Source organism: Actinoplanes sp. HUAS TT8 (assembly GCF_051380535.1).
Lineage (GTDB): Bacteria > Actinomycetota > Actinomycetes > Mycobacteriales > Micromonosporaceae > Actinoplanes.
Map to the genome: position 1 here is coordinate 6,501,009 of NZ_CP195646.1, position 16,705 is coordinate 6,517,713.

Here is a 16,705-nt window from a genome sequence, read left to right on the forward strand (position 1 = left end):
TCGATGTCATGGTCACGAATGCGAGGGATGGCCATAGCCGTCGTCGCGGGAGTCGCGGTCACGCTGACCGTCTCCGCCGCACCGGCCACCGCCACCGGGGTTCCGCACATCCGCAACGGGGAGACCGTGCCGGTCTACTCCTACGCCAACGCCGTCCGGGAGAGCGTCTGGGTGCAGACGCCGCTGGACAACGACCACGACGGCGTCCGCGACGAGATCGCCGTCGACATCGTCCGGCCGCGCGAGACGGCCGCCAAGCACCTGAGAGTGCCCGTCGTCATGGAGGGCTCGCCGTACTACGCCTGCTGCGGGCGCGGCAACGAGAGCGAACTCAAGGAGTACGACGCCAACGGCGTGATCACCAAGGAGCCGCTCTACTACGACAACTACTTCGTGCCCCGCGGGTACGCATTCGTCGCGGCCGACCTGGCCGGCACCAACCGGTCCACCGGCTGCATGGACGTCGGCGGCCGGGAAGAGGTGCTCGGCGCCAAGGCGGTCATCGACTGGCTCAACGGGCGGGCCCCGGCGCGGTACGCGGACGGAAAGCCGGCCGTCGCCACGGGCTGGACCAACGGCCGTACCGGAATGATCGGGAAATCCTGGGACGGCTCGGTCGCCAACGGTGTCGCCGCGACCGGTGTCGAGGGCCTGGAGACGATCGTGCCGATCTCGGCGATCTCCAGCTGGTACGACTACCAGCGGTTCAACGGGGTGCTGCGCTCGCCCGACTACCCGGAGTTCCTGGCCTCCTACGTCAGCGGCCGCCCGGAGGAGACCTGCGCGGCGACCGTGTCCGACCTTGATCAGGGCAGCGACGACGCCACCGGCGACTACAACACGTTCTGGGCCGACCGGAACTTCCGGCCCGACGCCCGCAAGGTGCACGCCAGCGTGTTCGCCGTGCACGGCATCAACGACACCAACGTGACCACCGATCAGTTCGCGCAGTGGTGGCCGCGATGGGACGTACCGAAGAAGCTCTGGATCTCTCAGATGGGACACGTCGACCCGTTCGACATCCGGCGCGGCGAATGGGTCGACACACTGCACCAGTGGTTCGACCGCTGGCTGCAAGGCCTGCACAACGGGATCGACCGGCAGCCGGCCGTGTCGATCGAGACCGCCCCCGGCACCTGGGTGAACGAGCGCACCTGGCCCGCGCCGGCCGCCCGGCCGGTCACCGTGCCGCTGGGTTCCGGCGTGCGCACGTGGACCGACAACCCCGACCTGAGCGAGGCCGACGCGGTCGCGAACCCGAACGCCGACGTACCCGGGCGGACCACGTTCCTGTTCGGGCCGCTGACCGGAAACGTTCGGATCTCCGGCACACCGTCGGTGACCCTGCGCGTCAAGGTCGACAAGCCGACGACCGAACTCACCGCCCGCCTGGTCGACTACGGAACCGCATCACGCGTCGACTACCTCGGCGGCGGCGAAGGCATCCGCACCCTGGACACCGAATCCTGCTGGGGCGCGTCCACCACGGCCGACGACGCCTGCTACCTGGACACCGCCGAACGCGTCGTCACCAGCGACCACGCGATCATCACCCGGGGCTGGCAGGACGCGGCGCACCACGTGTCGCTGCGCTTCACGACGCCGCTGCGGCCGGACCGCTGGTACTCGATCACCGTCCCGCTGCAGGCGACCGACCAGCGCATCGCCGCCGGACACGTACTCGGCCTGATCCTCCAGGCCAGTGACAACGAGTACTCGTCGCCCCAGTCAACCGGGGCCACGATCCAGCTCGACACCCGCCGCAGCAGCCTGTCGGTCCCGCTGATCGGCCACCTCCCGCCGGTCTCCACCCCGACGGTCACGACGACTCCGGCCCCGGCCCCCTTCGCCCCAAACCACTCCCAGCCCCAACTCCCCTGACCGCCCGCCCACTCCCCTAACCGTCCGCACCCACTCCCCTGACCGTCCGCACCCACTCCCCTAACCGCACCGGACCCGGCGCCCCCTCCCCGGCGCCGGGTCCCCTGCACCCACCGCGTCCGCGCCCCCGGGCGCTCGGGTCCGGTGCACCCACGTCATTCACTCGCGCCCATGCCCCCGGCCCGCGACCGCCGCCGTGCCCGAGCCCGCAGCGCGACTCACGCCTTTCGGCTGGCGCTGAGGGCTCATTTCGAGCCAGAAAACAACCGTCAGCACCAGCCGGGACCGCGACCCCGGCACCCACACCAGGCCACAACCCGCCTCACGGTCGTCGGCTGGCGCTCACGGCTCGATTCGAGCCGGAAAACAACCGTGAGCACCAGCCGGGACCGCGACGCCGACACCCACACCAGGCCACAACCCGCCTCACGGTCGTCGGCTGGCGCTCACGGCTCGATTCGAGCCGGAAAACAACCGTGAGCACCAGCCGGGACCGCGACGCCGACACCCACACCAGGCCACAACCCGCCTCGCGGTCGTCGGCTGGCGCTCACGGCTCGTTTCGGGCGGAAAAACAGCCGTCAGCGCCAGCTGAGCCCTGGAGTCGCGCTGCGGGCTCGGGCACGGCGGACGTCGCGCGGGCAGGGCGGCACGCGGCGGCGCGGCGCAGGGCGGGGGCGGCGCAGCGCGGGGCGGCGCAGCGCGGGGCGGCGCAGGGCTGGGTGGCGCAGGGCTGGGTGGGGTGGGGTTGTTGGTCAGGTGGGGCGGGTGGTGCTGCCTCGGACGACCAGGCGGGGGGTTTCGGTGCGGATGCTCTCGCGGGACGACGGGTTGGCGATGGCGGCGAGGAGGCTGGTGGCGACCTGGGCGCCGAGGGCGTAGGTGTCGCGGGAGAGGCAGGTGAGGGCCGGGTGGACGATGCGGGTGAGGACCGAGTCGTCGAACGAGACGATGGAGAGCCGGCGGGGGACGTCGATGCCCATCTCGAGGGCTACGCCGAGTCCGGCGGCGGCCATCAGGTCGCTGTCGTAGATGATCGCCGTGGGGCGGTCGGCTCGGGACAGCAGTGCCCGGGTGGCTGCTGCGCCCTGGGCGTCGCTGAAGTCGGTCGGTACTGATTCGGCGGCGGTCAGTCCTCGGGCGGTGGCCTGTTCGCGCAGGGCGGCGGCCCGGCGGGCGGTGTGGACGTAGACCGGTGGGCCGGCCACGTGGGCGATCCGCCGGTGGTCGAGCGCGGCCAGGTAGTCGACGATCGTGGTCATCGCCTCGGCGTCGTCGGCCCACACGCTGGTCAGCTGCCCCGCCTCGGCGGAAGGCCCGACCGTGGAGGGGGTGGCGGGGAGGCCGAGGGTGACGGCGGGGATGGCGAGTTCGCGGATGACCTCGATGCGCGGGTCGTCCAGTTGGAGGTCGACCAGGACCAGGCCGTCGACGCGGTGTTCGGACGCCCAGTGCCGGTACAGGTCGATCTCGGCGGCGGTGTCCCGGACCAGTTGCATCTGGACGGCCGAGGAGCCGGCCGACAGGACGTCCTGCATGCCGTACAGAATCTGGGTGTAGAACTGCTCGGAGCCGAGGGTGCGCGGGTCGCGGGCGAGCACGAGTCCGACGACGCCGGCCTGGGCGCCGCCGAGGGCGCGGGCCGCGCGGTGGGGGCGCCAGTTCATCTCGCGGGCGGTTTCGAGGATGCGGGCGCGGGTTTGTTCGCTGACGCCGGGCCGGCCGTTGAGCGCGAACGAGACGGCGCCCGGCGAGACCCCGACGCGTTTGGCGATGTCCGCGATGGTCGGCCTGTTTCCCACGGCGGGCACCCTACGCCGGCTAAAGGGTTTTAGCCAAGAAACCAAGCTCGTGAAGAAAGTGAACAGCGGGCGTTGACTATAGCGCTTTAGTTCCCCACGATGATGTTTCGCCGACGTTTCCTGTTCGACGATCACCGATGCACAGGAGCCTCAACCATGCGAATCCGACTTGCCACAACGGCCGCCCTGGCCGCTCTCACGCTCACCCTCGGCGCCTGCGGGGGCGGTTCCTCCGACAGCGCCGCCAGCGACAAGATCACCGGCAGCATCACCCTGCAGACGTGGGCCCTGACGCCCAAGTTCACCGACTACCTGAACGAGGTCATCGCCGGGTTCACGGCGAAGTACCCGGGCACCAGCGTCAAGCTGCTGGATCAGCCGGGTGACGGCTACTCGGCGAAGGTCCTGGCCCAGGCCTCCTCGAACACGCTCCCCGACGTGATCAACCTGCCGCCCGACTTCGCGCTCCCCCTGGCCAGGCAGAACCTGCTGGTCGACGTGAGCAAGGGCGACGATCTGAGCAAGACCTACGTGCAGGGCGGCGTCGACGCGTACAAATTCAATGGTGTTGATGGGGTTTTCGGGTATCCCTGGTACCTCAACACCGATCTGGACTACTGGAACGTGAAGCAGTTCTCCGACTGCGGCCTGGACGCGAACACTCCCCCGGCCACCACCCAGGAACTGTTCACGCAGGCCGCGACCATGAAGGCCAAGTGCCCGGACAACTTCCTGATGAGCCGCAAGCCGGACGTCTCCGACTTCGTCCGCGGCGGCATCAAGATCATCAGTGATGACGGCAAGCAGTTCGTCTTCAACACCGATCAGGCCGCCGCGCTGGTCGACCAGTACAAGGACGCGTTCGCGAAGGGGTACATGCCGCCGAGCGTGCTGAACAGCGACTACCAGGGCAACTCGAAGCTGTTCACGCAGGGCAAGGTCGCCTGGACGACCGGCGGCGCCACCGGCCTGGCCGATTTCGAGCGCGACAACCCGAGCCTGAAGGGCCAGGTCGCGGTCAGCAAGGCGCTCGACACCCCGCCGCTCTACGTGCAGGGCGTCAGCGTCTCGGCCAAGAGCAAGTACCCGGCGACGGCCAAGGCGTTCGCCCAGTGGATCACCGACGCCGACAACCAGAACAAGTTCGGCCACCTGGTCAACGTCTTCCCGTCGACCGTGGCATCGGCCTCCGACAGCTACTTCGGCAAGGACGACGGCACGCCGGCGGGCAAGGCCCGGGCACTCGCCTTCGGCGAGCTGAGCCAGGCCAAGAACCTCATCCCGTACGAGGTGAACGCCGACATGCAGAAGATCCTGGACCAGCAGATCGCCCTCGCGGTGAAAGGCGACGAGACCAGCAAGAAGGCGCTCGACGACGCGGTCGCCAAGATGAACCAGATGCTGAGCCGCCAGTGAGACCGGTGGCGGCCGGAGGCCCCCCAACACCCCCGGCCGCCACCCCCTATTCGGGGAGACGAGCGTGAAGACGCAACGATGGTTCACGCCGTGGGTGCTCACCATCCCGGCCCTGGCCTGGCTGCTGGTGTTCAGCGTCTGGCCCTCGATCAACACGCTGCGGCTGTCGTTCACGAACGCCAAGCCGCTCGGCGGCACCACCGATTTCGTCGGGCTCCGCAACTACACGGACATGCTGCACGACGGTGACGTCTGGACCGCCCTGCTCAACAGCGCGATCTACATGGCGATCTGCCTGCCTCTGCTCACGGTCCTGCCGCTGCTGCTGGCCGTGCTGGTGGAGAAGAAGCTGCCCGGCATCGCGTTCTTCCGGACCGCGTTCTACGTCCCGGTCATCGCCAGCGCGGTCGTGGTCGGCCTGATGTGGACGTGGCTGCTCGACGACCGCGGCCTGATCAACAACCTGGCCCGGGCGCTGCACGTGGTCGCCGGGCCGGTGCCGTTCCTGACCGACCGCTGGCTGGTTCTGATCAGCGCGATCAGCCTGACCGTCTGGAAGGGGCTGGGCTACTACATGATCGTGTACCTGGCCGCGCTCGGGAACGTGCGCAAGGACCTGCACGAGGCGGCGGCGATCGACGGCGCCGGGAGGGTGCGGCGGTTCCTCACGGTCACGGTCCCCGGCGTACGGGGAACGATGTTCCTGGTTTCGATCCTGGTGAGTGTCGCCGCGCTGCGCGTCTTCTCCGAGCTCTACATCCTGACCGGCGGCAAGGGCGGTCCGGGTGGGAAGGACCAGTCGCTGGTCATGCTGATCCAGCAGTACGCGGGCGGCTTCTACGGCGACTTCGGCTACGCGTCGGCGCTGAGCGTGCTGCTGTTCGTCGTCACGCTCGTCCCGATGATCGTGCTGGCCCGGCTGAACACCCGGAGCGACCGATGAAGGCCCTGCGCTACGTCCTGCTGATGTTCGTGCTGGTCATCACCGTCGGACCGTTCCTGTGGGAGCTGTCGACGTCGCTCAAGGGCGCCGGCGAGGACATCTACACCGCGACGCCCAGTTTCATCCCGCACCAGCCGACGCTGAACAACTACGCGCAGGTCGCCGACGCCATCCCGGTCTGGCGCTACATCAGCAACTCGCTGGTTGTCGCCGCGCTGACCGTCGGCGGCAACATCCTGTTCGCCACCACCGCCGGCTACGCCATCGCCCGCCTCAAGTTCCGCGGTCGCAGCCTGGTGCTCGGACTCTTCCTGTCCACCCTGGTGCTGCCCGGCGAGGTGACGATCGTTTCCCAGTACGTCACGGTCCGCGACTTCGGGCTGGCCGACACCCTGCTCGGGGTCGCCCTGCCCGGCATGGTCGCCGCGCTCAACGTGCTCCTGATGTACAACGCGTTCCGGGCGCTGCCGATGGAGATCGACGAGGCCGCGATCGTCGACGGCGCGACCGTCCCGCAACGGCTGCTGCGCGTCTCGCTGCCCGCGGTCCGCGGCACCCTGGCCGTCGTCGCGATCTTCGCGTTCATCGCCGCCTGGGACGACTTCCTCTGGCCGCTGATCGTGCTGACCTCGCCGGAGAAGTACACGCTCACGGTCGGCCTGCAATACCTGTCCGGCACGTTCACCCAGGACCAGCGCCTGATCGCGGCCGGCACGATGATCGCCTTCATCCCGATCGCGATCCTGTTCAGCGCACTACAACGCTACTTCTTCAAGGGTGTCGAAGAAGGCGGCGTGAAAGGATGACCCACCCGATGCGTTTCGGCGTCAACTACACCCCGTCGGCCGGCTGGTTCCACTCCTGGCTCGACTTCGATCCGGCCGCGGTCCAGCAGGACCTGGAGGCGATCGCCGGGCTCGGCGTCGACCACATCCGGCTGATGCCGCTGTGGCCGCACGTGCAGCCGAACCGCGGCCTGATCCGCCCGCGCGCCCTGGCCGACGTGGTCACGGTCGTCGACCTGGCCGCCGACTGCGGCCTGGACGTCAACGTCGACGGGCTGCAGGGCCACCTGTCCAGCTTCGACTTCGTGCCGGCCTGGCTGTCCAGCTGGCACCGCCGGAACCTGTTCACCGACCCCGACGTGGTCGCCTCGACCGCCGACTACCTGCGCGCGCTCGCGGGTGCGGTGGCCGACCGGCCCAACCTGCTCGGCGTGACCCTGGGCAACGAGACGAATCAGTTCGCGGCCGCGCCGCACCCGTTCCCGCACCCGGTCACCGAGGAGGGCGCCGGGGTGTGGCTGTCCCGGCTGACCGACGCCGTCCGGGCCGAGGTCCGGCCGTCGACGCTGGTCACCCACGCCATGTACGACGCCGCCTGGTACGACGACACCCAGCCGTTCGGCCCGGCCCACGCGGTCGCGCACGGCGACCAGACGATCGTGCACTCGTGGGTGTTCAACGGGGCCGCGCAGGCGTACGGCGGTCTCGGCGCCGGCTCGGTCCGCCACGCCGAATACCTGTGCCGGCTGGCCGCGGCCTGGCACCCCGACGCGACGCGCCCGGTCTGGTTGCAGGAGGTGGGCGCGCCGACCAATGTGGTGAGGGAGCCGGATGCCGCGGACTTCCTGGAGGCCACCCTGCGTCACGTCGCCCGCATCCCCGAGCTGTCCGGCATCACCTGGTGGTGCTCCCACGACGTGTCCCGGACACTGCTCGACTTCCCCGAGCTGGAGTACGACCTGGGGCTGATCACCAGCTCCGGCAAGGTCAAACCGACCGGCGTCCGGTTCGCCGAGACCATCGCCGACCTGCGCGAACCGAAGCCCGAGGAGCAGCCGGTCGGGCTGATCCTGGACGACACCGTGCCCGGCTACCGCGCCGCCGCCGGACCCACCCGCGAGTTCTACCGCGCCTGGCTGCACCTGGCCGGTGACGGCCCCGGCCCGCAGATCGTCCTGGCCTCGAAGAAGAGCGACACCGCCCTGCTGGCCGCCCGCGGCATCCGCGTCCTGAAGGAGAGCCACTGACATGCACGACGACATCCCGCTCACCGTCGGGCGCGTGACCCGGGTGCTGGCCGAGCGCATCCGGCCGGCGATCCACTCGGACGCCGTACCTCTGGAAGTGTCTTTTCATGCTCTGCCCGGCGAACCGATCCCGGTGGCCGAGGGGCTGGCCCTCGATTTCGAGCCGTATGCCGTGGGCACGCCGTGGGGGCCGGCCTGGAACACCACGTGGTTCCGGCTGCGCGGTCAGGTTCCGGTCGCCTGGCAGGGCAAACGGGTGGAGATCGTGGTCGACCTCGGGTTCGACGTCAACATGCCCGGGTTCCAGTGCGAGGCGCTGGTCTACCGGCCCGACGGCACTCCGGTGAAGTCCATCAATCCGCGCAATCAGTGGATCCCGGTCTCCTCGTCCGATATCGATCTTTACCTCGAAGCCGCCGCGAACCCGGTGCTCCTCGACTACCACCCCTTCCTCCCGACTCAGGAAGGCGACGTCCGGACGTCGTCGGAACGCCCGCTCTACACGACACGGAGGATGGATCTCGCGCTCTTCGACGAGCCGGTCCACGAGCTCGCGCTGGACATCGACGTACTGCTGGAATTGCAGTCTGTTCTTCCGGCGACCGCCCCTCGGCGGATGCGGATCCTGCAGGCGCTCGACGACGCTCTCGACGCACTGGACCTGCAGGACATTTCGGGCACGGCGGGGGACTCCCGCGCCGCCCTGGTGGACGTCCTGGCCGCGCCGGCCGAGCACAGCGCGCATCACGTGTCCGCGATCGGTCACGCGCACATCGACTCGGCCTGGCTCTGGCCCGTCCGCGAGACGATCCGCAAGGTCGCGCGCACGGCCGCCGGCATGACCGAACTGATGGAGATCGACCCCGATTTCCGGTACGGCATGTCCAGCGCCCAGCAGTACGCGTGGCTGAAGGAGCACCGGCCCGAGGTGTGGGACCGCGTCCGCGAGGCGGTCAAGGACGGCCGGTTCATCCCGCTCGGCGGCATGTGGGTGGAGTCGGACACGGTCATGCCGACCGGCGAGGCCCTGGTTCGCCAGTTCACCTACGGCCAACGCTTCTTCCGCGAGGAGTTCGGCGTCGAGAGCCAGGGCGTGTGGCTGCCGGACAGCTTCGGCTACTCCCCGGCGCTGCCGCAGCTCATCCGGCGGGCCGGGTTCGAGTGGTTCTTCACGCAGAAGATCTCGTGGAACCAGGTGAACAAGTTCCCGCACCACAGCTTCCTGTGGGAGGGCATCGACGGGTCGCGGATCTTCACCCACTTCCCGCCCATGGACACCTACAACTCGCAGCTCTCCGGGGCCGAACTGGCCAAGGCCACCTCGCAGTTCCGGGAGAGCCGGATCGCGTCGCACTCGCTCGCGCCGGTCGGCTGGGGCGACGGCGGCGGCGGGACCACCCGGGAGATGACCGGGCGGGCCGCGCGGCTGCGGAACCTGGAGGGCAGCGCGACCGTCGAGTGGGAGCACCCGAACGACTTCTTCGCCAAGGCGCGCGCCGAGATGCCGCACCCGCCGGTGTGGGTCGGCGAGCTCTACCTCGAACTGCACCGGGCGACCCTGACCAGCCAGCACCGGACCAAGCAGGGGAACCGGCGCAGCGAGCACCTGCTGATCGAGGCCGAGCTGTGGGCGGCGACCGCGGCGGTGCGGGCGGGACAGGCCTATCCGTACGAGGAGATCGACCGGCTGTGGCGGGACGTTCTGCTGCACCAGTTCCACGACATCCTGCCCGGGACGTCGATCGCCTGGGTGCATCGTGAGGCGGTTACCGCGTACGCGGAAATCTGCTCCTCGGCTTCTGCCTTGATCGACTCTTCGCTGGCCGCCCTGGCCGGATCGGGCCCGTCGGCGATCACGGTGAACCCGGCGCCGTTTGCTCGTGACGGCGTGCCGGCACTCGCCGCCGGTGTGGCCTCCCCGGACGGGAGTGTCGCCTTTTCCGGAAATGTCATCGCGAACGGGATCGTGTCGGTGACGATCTCCGACGAGGGCTTGATCACCTCGGCGATCGACCTGGCGACCGGGCGTGAGGCCCTGGCCGGCGAGGCCAATCTCCTGCAACTCCACCAGGACTTCCCGAACATGTGGGACGCCTGGGACGTCGACCGTTTCTACCGCAACCGCGTCACCGACCTGCGCGCGGTCGAGTCGATGACCTTCACCGACCGCTCGGTCACGATCGTCCGCGCGTTCTCGAAGTCCCGTGTCACGCAGACGCTCACGCTCGCGCCCGGCAGTCGCGTGCTCCGCATCGACCAGGAGACCGACTGGCACGAGACGGAGAAATTCCTCAAAGTCACATTCCCCTTCGACGTACGGGCGGAGCACGTCGCCGCCGAGACGCAGTTCGGCTACCAGAAGCGGGTCACCCACACCAACACCAGTTGGGAGGCGGCCAAGTTCGAGGCGTCCATGCACCGTTTCGTGCTCGTCGAGGAGCCCGGCTTCGGCGCCGCCCTGGTCACCGACTCGACCTACGGCTACGACGTCACCCGCGACTCGACCGAGGAGCACGGTGTCACCACGACGGTCCGGTTGTCCCTGCTGCGGGCCCCGCGCTTCCCCGACCCGGAGACCGACCAGGGTCGCCAGACCTGCGCGTACGGACTGGTCATCGGCGCTTCGGCCGAGACCGCCACGGAGGCCGGCCTGGCCATGAACCTCCCGCCGCGGGTGGTCACCGGGGCCCACGGCTTCGACCCGCTCGTCTCCCTGACCGGCTCGGGCCTGCTGATCTCGTCGGTCAAGCTGGCCGACGACCGGTCCGGCGACGTGGTGGTCCGCCTCTACGAGTCCCTCGGCCGCCGCGCCACCGGCACGCTCCACCTGCACGCCGACTTCGCGTCGGCGCACCCGGCCACACTGCTGGAACGGCCCGAGGGCGCGGCCCTGCCGATCACCGAGGCCGGCATCGCGCTGAGCCTGACCCCGTTCGAGGTCCGCACCCTGCGACTCACCCGCTGAGGGTTCAGGGTCCGGCCGGCGCCGACCGGCCGGACCCCACCCGGTTCGCGATCGACCGCAGCACCGGCACCGTCCGGTCCAGGTGGGTCAGCAGGAACATGTGGTCGCCGGGCAGGACCTGGAACTCGCTGCGCCGCAGGTAGGACTGCCATCGACGGACCGACGCCGGGGCGGCCAGCGGATCCGCGTCCCCGGCGAGCAGGTAGGCCGGCGTGTTCACCAACGGTGACGCCGACAGGCGACACGAGTCGGCGACCCGGGCGTCCGCCCGCAGCAGCGAGGTCAGGTACGCGACGAACTCCGGATCGGCCAGCAGCTCGGGCGGAAGGCTGCCCCACCTGGCCAGCTCACCGACCAGTTCGGACTGCTCCATCTCGTGCCAGCCGAGTCCGGGCTCGTCGTCGGGCGGCGACGTCCCGGACAGGACCAGGGCGGACGGCGGCACACCGTCCGCCTCCAGCAGCTGGGTGAGCCGGAACGCGGCCAGGCCGCCGAGACTGTGGCCGAGCAGCACCACCGGGCCCGCGTCCCCGTCGACCGCGGCCGCGTACGCCTCGGCGTAGGCGGCCACCAGCTCGTCGAAGTCCCGCGCCAGCGGCCTCCGGTTGGCGCCGTGGCCGGGCGGATCGATCGCGTCGACCCGCCAGCCGGTCAGCGCCCGGGCCAGCGGGGCGAAGACCGCGGCGGTCGCCCCCGCGTGCGGGAAGCAGATCAGCCGCGGCCCGCCCGCCAGGACCCGCACGGACGAGCCCACGGACGGGGCATCGGAGTCGGCGCCGAACAAGCGTTGTCTCCCTAATCGGTTCTGGGCTGCGAGCCCGGGAAGAACCCGTCGATCGTGGTGCCCACGCCATTCCTCACCGTCTCCTGGTAGACCCAGGCGCCCAGCGCGATGTCGAGCGCGCCGAGACCGAACGGCGAGAAGATGACCGGCCGGTCGGCGGCGACCGCGCGCTCCCCGCTGAGCAGGTCGCCGAGCGTACCGTCGATGAACGCGTCGTTGCCCTCCCGCGTCGCGGTCAGATGCAACGAGGTGCGCTCGCGCACGGCGTGATCGACGTCGTCGGTGTAGTTCTGCGCGGCCAGCACCATCTCCGGGCTCAGGTCCCGCAGGGACAGGTGCAGCACCACCGGATTATGGGCGAGCAGTCCGGGCTCGAACAGGTGCGGCGTCCCGGCGACGGTCGCCAGCACGACCACGTCGCAGTCGAGGAACACCTCCTCGGGGCGCTCGGTGACCGCCACGTCGAGAGAACCGCGGTCGGCGAGACGGCCGGCAAACCGCTCGGCCGACGCGCGATCCAGGTCGAACAGGCGGTAGCCCTCGATCGCCCAGTCCAGGTCCTGGAGGAACAGCCGCACCTGATCGGCGATGAAGCCGGTGCCGATGAAGCCGACGCGCTTGGCCGCCCGCTTCCCGACGATCGTCTCGGCGGCCAGGACGGCCGACGCGGCCGTCCGCGCGGCCGAGATCAGGGACGCCTCCAGGCAGGCGAACGGGAACCCGGTCGCCATGTCGTTGAGCAGCAGCACGGCCGAGGCGCGGGCCAGGCCGTGACCGGTGTTGGCGGGAAAACTGGCGATCCACTTGATCCCGGCGACATCGGTCTCGCCACCGACGTAGGCCGGGAGCGCGATGATCCGCTCGGCCGGCTTGTGCGGAAACAGCAGGAACGAACTATGGGGTACGACGTCGTGGCCCTCGTGGTGGGCGATGTAGGCCCGGCGCACCACCTCGAGGCAGCTCTCCCGGCCGGCCGAGATCTGCTTGTCGACCTCGGGGCCGGTGATGACGGTGAACGGTTGAGCAGACATGTCGGAACTCGCTATCGGCGCGTGGGCGGGCGGTGGGGACGACGGGTCGGCGACGTCAGTCGGACATGCCGACCAGGATTCGCCGCGCGCCCTGGAACGACCGCCGGCCGTGCGCGACGAGCACGTTGTCGAACAACAGCACGTCGCCCTGCTCCCACTCGACGTCGACGGCGTACTCCAGACCGCGGTCGCGGATCTGCAGCACGTACTCGTCCGGAATGGGGTCGCCGTTGGCGAAACTGACCGACTGCGGCATCTCGTCCTCGCCCAGGATCTCGGCCATGGTGCGGGCCGTCTCGTCACCCAGTGCCGCGATGTGCCACTGATCGGACTGGTTGAACCAGACGTGATGCCCGGTGACCGGGTGGACCGTCGTGGCCGGGCGGGAATGACGCACCCGCAGCCCGCCGTCCTTCTTCCACTCCCACGCGGCCTCGGAGGCGGTCAGGAAGGACTCGACGTCCGTACGGCTCGTCGTCTCGAAGGTCTCCTGCCAGCTCTTGCCGAGACCGGCCCCACCGTGCAGGTTCTGGGTGTAGCGCACCCCACCGGCGAACGCGTCGACCAGCTCCCGGTCCAGCTTCTCCAGCCACAGCGCGGCGTCCACCAGCGGCGTCGCCCCACCGGCGGCGGCCGGCTGCGCGGCGAAGAACATCAGGCGCGACGGCCAGGACCGGGCGTAGGACAACTCGTTGTGCATCGAGATGGTGAAGTCGGCCGGATATTCGGTCGAGGTGTAGACGTTGTCGCCCACCTTGGTGCGCGGCGAATTCCCGTGCACATAGGCGAGACGATTCGGCAGGAGGAGCTTCATGACCTGCTCGAGATCCGAATCAGTGACGCCGAATCCACGGAAGATCAGCGCCTTGTTCTCGATGAGCAGGTTGTCGATCGCCTTGGCGTCCGACAGATGATCGGCGAGACCGGCCGCCGTGGGCGGCACATCGGCATCCTGCGGGGAAACGATTAGCGGACGCCATTCCATACCCTCGAACACGACGACCCCTGTCTGAATAAGCAACAGCAACATAGACCGTGACAATTTCGAGCGTAAAGCCCGAGCCTATATTGCGCCTATACCAAGGGAATACGTCGAATTGCTTCAGGCCCGCCCGTATTCCACCCGGGTATCGCCCGAGCGGGCCTCCGCGACGATGCTCCGCGGGGCCGCCGCGTCCTCCCGCACCTCGATCGACCGGGTGCCCGAGGTGGTGTTCCCCTGCACCCGGTACGCGTCGGCGGGCGGCACCGAGATGGTGAGATCACCCGAGGTCGTGCTCACCCGGACCGAGTCGGGCGGCCGGGAGAACGAGAGCTGCACGTTCCCCGACCGGGCGGTGACCTCGGCCCTGGACGCGGCCAGCCCCAACGCCATGACACGACCGGACACGGCTTCCGCGCTGAGGTCGCCCTGCGCGTCCCGTACGTCGATGTCACCGGACGTCGTCCGGAAAGTCTTCGTCCCGTTGTTGCCCCGGGACGTGATCCCGCCCGATCGGACCTTCGCGGTGATCGTGACCCCGGCCGGCACCTGCACCTCGTACTTGATCCGGCAACCGGGCAACCGGAAGTGGTCGCCGCAGCCGGCGCTCAACGCCACGCCGTCGCCGGACGCGCTGTCGTTCGTCACCGGCCTGTCGTAGGACCAGGTCAGGGTCCGCTTCACCCGGACCCGGTCGTCGGTGGCGGCCAGGAACGTCACGTCGCCGTTGCTGAGGTCGACGTCGACGTGCTGCACCGGCTGGTCGAAGGCCTGCTCCTCGACCAGCGTCCGCTTACCGGCCCAGCCCCAGACGTAGAGGCCGGCCAGGATCAGCATGACCACGGTCAGAACACTTCCGGCGCCCACCCACAGGCTGCGCCTCCGCCGGCCGTTCACCGTCTTTACCCCATCCCCGCGCGAATGTATTTCAGGACGGCCAGCACCCGTCGATGTCCACTTTCGGCCACGGACAGGCCCAGCTTGGTGAAGATGCTGCTCACGTGCTTGGCCACGGCGCTCTCGCTGACCACCAGGCTCTGGGCCACGCCGGCGTTCGACTTCCCCTCGGCCATCAGGCTCAGCACCGCCGCCTCCCGCTCGGTGAGCAGGCGCAACGGGTCACTGCGGTGGCGCACCAGCAGCTGCGAGACGACCTCGGGGTCGAACGCCGTGCCGCCCTCGGCGACCCGCCGCGCGGTGAGGAGGAACTCGTCGACGTCGGCCACCCGGTCCTTCAGCAGATAGCCGACGCCGTTGGTGTCACCGGAGAGCAGCTCGGAGGCGTACCGCTCCTCGACGTACTGCGACAGGACGAGGACCGCGATCCCGGGCTTGCGCTCCCGCAACGCCAGGGCGGCCCGCAGTCCCTCGTCGGAGAAGGTCGGCGGCATGCGCACGTCGGTGATCACCAGATCGGGATCGTGCTCGTCGGCGACCAGGTGCAGTTGTTCCGCGTTGCCCACGGCGGCCACCACGTCGAACCCGGCGCCGCTGAACAGCCGGACCAGACCCTCACGAAGCAGGACCGAGTCCTCCGCGATCACTATGCGCATGGCAGCTCCACCTCGACCCTCGTACCGCGCCCGGCGGCGCTGTCGATGTGGAGTGTTCCATCAACGGCCTGCACCCGGCCGTGGAGCCCGCGCAGCCCGCTGCCCTTGTCACAGCTGGCCCCGCCGCGGCCGTCGTCCGACACGGTGATCAGCAGACGGCCCGCGACCAGCCGGACCCGGACCTCGATCTGACTCGCCTCGGCGTGCTTGGCCGCGTTGGCCAGCAGCTCGGAGACCACGAAGTAGGCGACCGTCTCGATGCTCGGGGCGACCCGGGTCGGCAGGTCGGCCGAGACCCGGACCGGCACCGGTGACTTCGCCGCTATCCCCGAGAGGGCGGCGTCCAGGCCCTGCTCGTCGAGCACCGCCGGGTGCAGCCCGCGCACGAGCGCCCGGATCTCGGCCGCCGCGCTCTTGGCCAGCTCGTGGGCGTCGACGACGAGCTCACGGATCTCCGGAGGCCCGTCGCGCAGGGCGCTGCGGGCCATCCCCAGATTCAGGGCGAGCGCGGTCAGCTGCAGCTGAGCGCCGTCGTGAAGGTCACGCTCGATGCGCCGGCGCTCGGCCTCGGCCGCCGCCACCGCGGCCGCGCGACTCTCCGACAGGGCGACGACCCGCCGCTTGAGCTGCTCGGTCGCCGACCGGCCGAGCAGCCGGCGAGCCAGCCGGACATCGAGTCTCGTGCAGGCGGCGGCCACCAGCGGGGTGACGAGAAGCGCGGCGGCACCACACACGACGGTGAGCAGCCGGACGCGGCCGTCCAGGGCGAAGCCGAAGAAGGTGAACCCGGCCGGCCCGGCCAGGCCGGCCAGCACGGAGGTCAGGCCCAGCGCGGCCGGCACCAGCACCGGGATCAGCAGGAGCGGGCCGAGCAACCCCTCGACCAGGTGATAGCCGAGCTGCCGCCAGGTGGTGTCGCTCCGCAGCCGGGCCCCGGTGTCGCGCAGCCAGGACGTGCCCTTCTCCGGCCGGTCGGGTTCGGTGATCTCCACGCCGAGCAGGGCCAGCAGCCGGGCCCGGTGCAGCCGGGCCAGCACGGTCGACAGACTCGCCGTCCACCGCAGCATCGCCAGGCTGGGAAGAACCGTCGGCGCGAGAACGAGGGCGATCGTGCCCGGGATGACCACCAGCACGAAGCCGACGACACCGGACACCGCACCGGCCGACACGTCGGCCATGGCGTTCAGTCCCGCGCGCCATGTCGTCGACACCCGCCGCAAGCTCATCGCATCGAACCTACTGGGACGCCGGGGCCGGCACCATGAGGCTGACCCCCCGGTCGGCCTGCACCCAGCACCACCCCAAGTCGGGTCCGT

General features: G+C 69.9%; 13 protein-coding genes. 6 read left to right on the forward strand and 7 right to left on the reverse strand.

The annotated features are described in order from the left end of the window. Positions 1 to 3 precede the first annotated feature (3 nt). Positions 4 to 1,881 carry a Xaa-Pro dipeptidyl-peptidase gene (locus tag ACSHV8_RS29050; RefSeq protein WP_436520691.1) on the forward strand — a complete coding sequence of 626 codons (1,878 nt, stop codon included), beginning with the start codon at positions 4 to 6 and terminating at the stop codon, positions 1,879 to 1,881. A 755-nt stretch (positions 1,882 to 2,636) separates the two neighbouring features. Here ACSHV8_RS29050 and ACSHV8_RS29055 read toward each other — a convergent pair. Then, positions 2,637 to 3,683, reverse strand: coding sequence for a LacI family DNA-binding transcriptional regulator (locus ACSHV8_RS29055; protein ID WP_436520693.1), 1,047 nt, complete (start codon positions 3,681 to 3,683; stop codon positions 2,637 to 2,639). A gap of 156 nt (positions 3,684 to 3,839) precedes the next feature. On the opposite strand from ACSHV8_RS29055, the gene ACSHV8_RS29060 reads away from it, so the two are divergent. The 5 genes from ACSHV8_RS29060 (at position 3,840) to ACSHV8_RS29080 (ending at position 11,039) form a co-directional block, all read left to right on the forward strand. Beyond that, complete coding sequence (locus tag ACSHV8_RS29060; RefSeq protein ID WP_436520695.1) at positions 3,840 to 5,099, forward strand: ABC transporter substrate-binding protein; 1,260 nt, start codon at positions 3,840 to 3,842, stop codon at positions 5,097 to 5,099. Positions 5,100 to 5,163: 64 nt separating this feature from the next. Next, positions 5,164 to 6,042 (forward strand): carbohydrate ABC transporter permease, encoded by an 879-nt coding sequence (locus tag ACSHV8_RS29065; RefSeq protein WP_436520697.1) that lies wholly within the window; start codon positions 5,164 to 5,166, stop codon positions 6,040 to 6,042. Continuing rightward, positions 6,039 to 6,848 (forward strand): carbohydrate ABC transporter permease, encoded by an 810-nt coding sequence (locus tag ACSHV8_RS29070; RefSeq protein WP_436520699.1) that lies wholly within the window; start codon positions 6,039 to 6,041, stop codon positions 6,846 to 6,848. The genes ACSHV8_RS29065 and ACSHV8_RS29070 overlap by 4 nt, the downstream gene beginning before the upstream one ends. A gap of 8 nt (positions 6,849 to 6,856) precedes the next feature. After that, entirely contained in the window at positions 6,857 to 8,074 is a 1,218-nt protein-coding gene (locus ACSHV8_RS29075; protein WP_436520701.1) for a glycoside hydrolase 5 family protein, read from the forward strand. Position 8,075: 1 nt separating this feature from the next. After that, positions 8,076 to 11,039: an alpha-mannosidase gene (locus tag ACSHV8_RS29080; protein WP_436520703.1), complete on the forward strand. Its 2,964-nt coding sequence runs from the start codon at positions 8,076 to 8,078 to the stop codon at positions 11,037 to 11,039. A 4-nt stretch (positions 11,040 to 11,043) separates the two neighbouring features. On the opposite strand, the gene ACSHV8_RS29085 is transcribed toward ACSHV8_RS29080, so the two are convergent. The 6 genes from ACSHV8_RS29085 to ACSHV8_RS29110 form a co-directional block, all read right to left on the reverse strand. Next, complete coding sequence (locus ACSHV8_RS29085; RefSeq protein WP_436520705.1) at positions 11,044 to 11,823, reverse strand: thioesterase II family protein; 780 nt, start codon at positions 11,821 to 11,823, stop codon at positions 11,044 to 11,046. 11 nt (positions 11,824 to 11,834) lie between these two features. After that, entirely contained in the window at positions 11,835 to 12,854 is a 1,020-nt protein-coding gene (gene sbnB, locus ACSHV8_RS29090; protein WP_436520707.1) for a 2,3-diaminopropionate biosynthesis protein SbnB, read from the reverse strand. A gap of 55 nt (positions 12,855 to 12,909) precedes the next feature. Then, positions 12,910 to 13,797 carry a TauD/TfdA family dioxygenase gene (locus ACSHV8_RS29095; RefSeq protein WP_436520709.1) on the reverse strand — a complete coding sequence of 296 codons (888 nt, stop codon included), beginning with the start codon at positions 13,795 to 13,797 and terminating at the stop codon, positions 12,910 to 12,912. Between the two features lie 159 nt (positions 13,798 to 13,956). Beyond that, entirely contained in the window at positions 13,957 to 14,733 is a 777-nt protein-coding gene (locus ACSHV8_RS29100; protein ID WP_436520711.1) for a DUF4097 family beta strand repeat-containing protein, read from the reverse strand. 5 nt (positions 14,734 to 14,738) lie between these two features. Beyond that, positions 14,739 to 15,389: a response regulator transcription factor gene (locus ACSHV8_RS29105; protein WP_436520713.1), complete on the reverse strand. Its 651-nt coding sequence runs from the start codon at positions 15,387 to 15,389 to the stop codon at positions 14,739 to 14,741. Further along, positions 15,380 to 16,615, reverse strand: a complete 1,236-nt coding sequence (locus tag ACSHV8_RS29110) for a sensor domain-containing protein (protein ID WP_436520715.1) — start codon at positions 16,613 to 16,615, stop codon at positions 15,380 to 15,382. Before ACSHV8_RS29110 ends, ACSHV8_RS29105 begins: the two co-directional genes overlap by 10 nt. Positions 16,616 to 16,705: the final 90 nt, after the last annotated feature.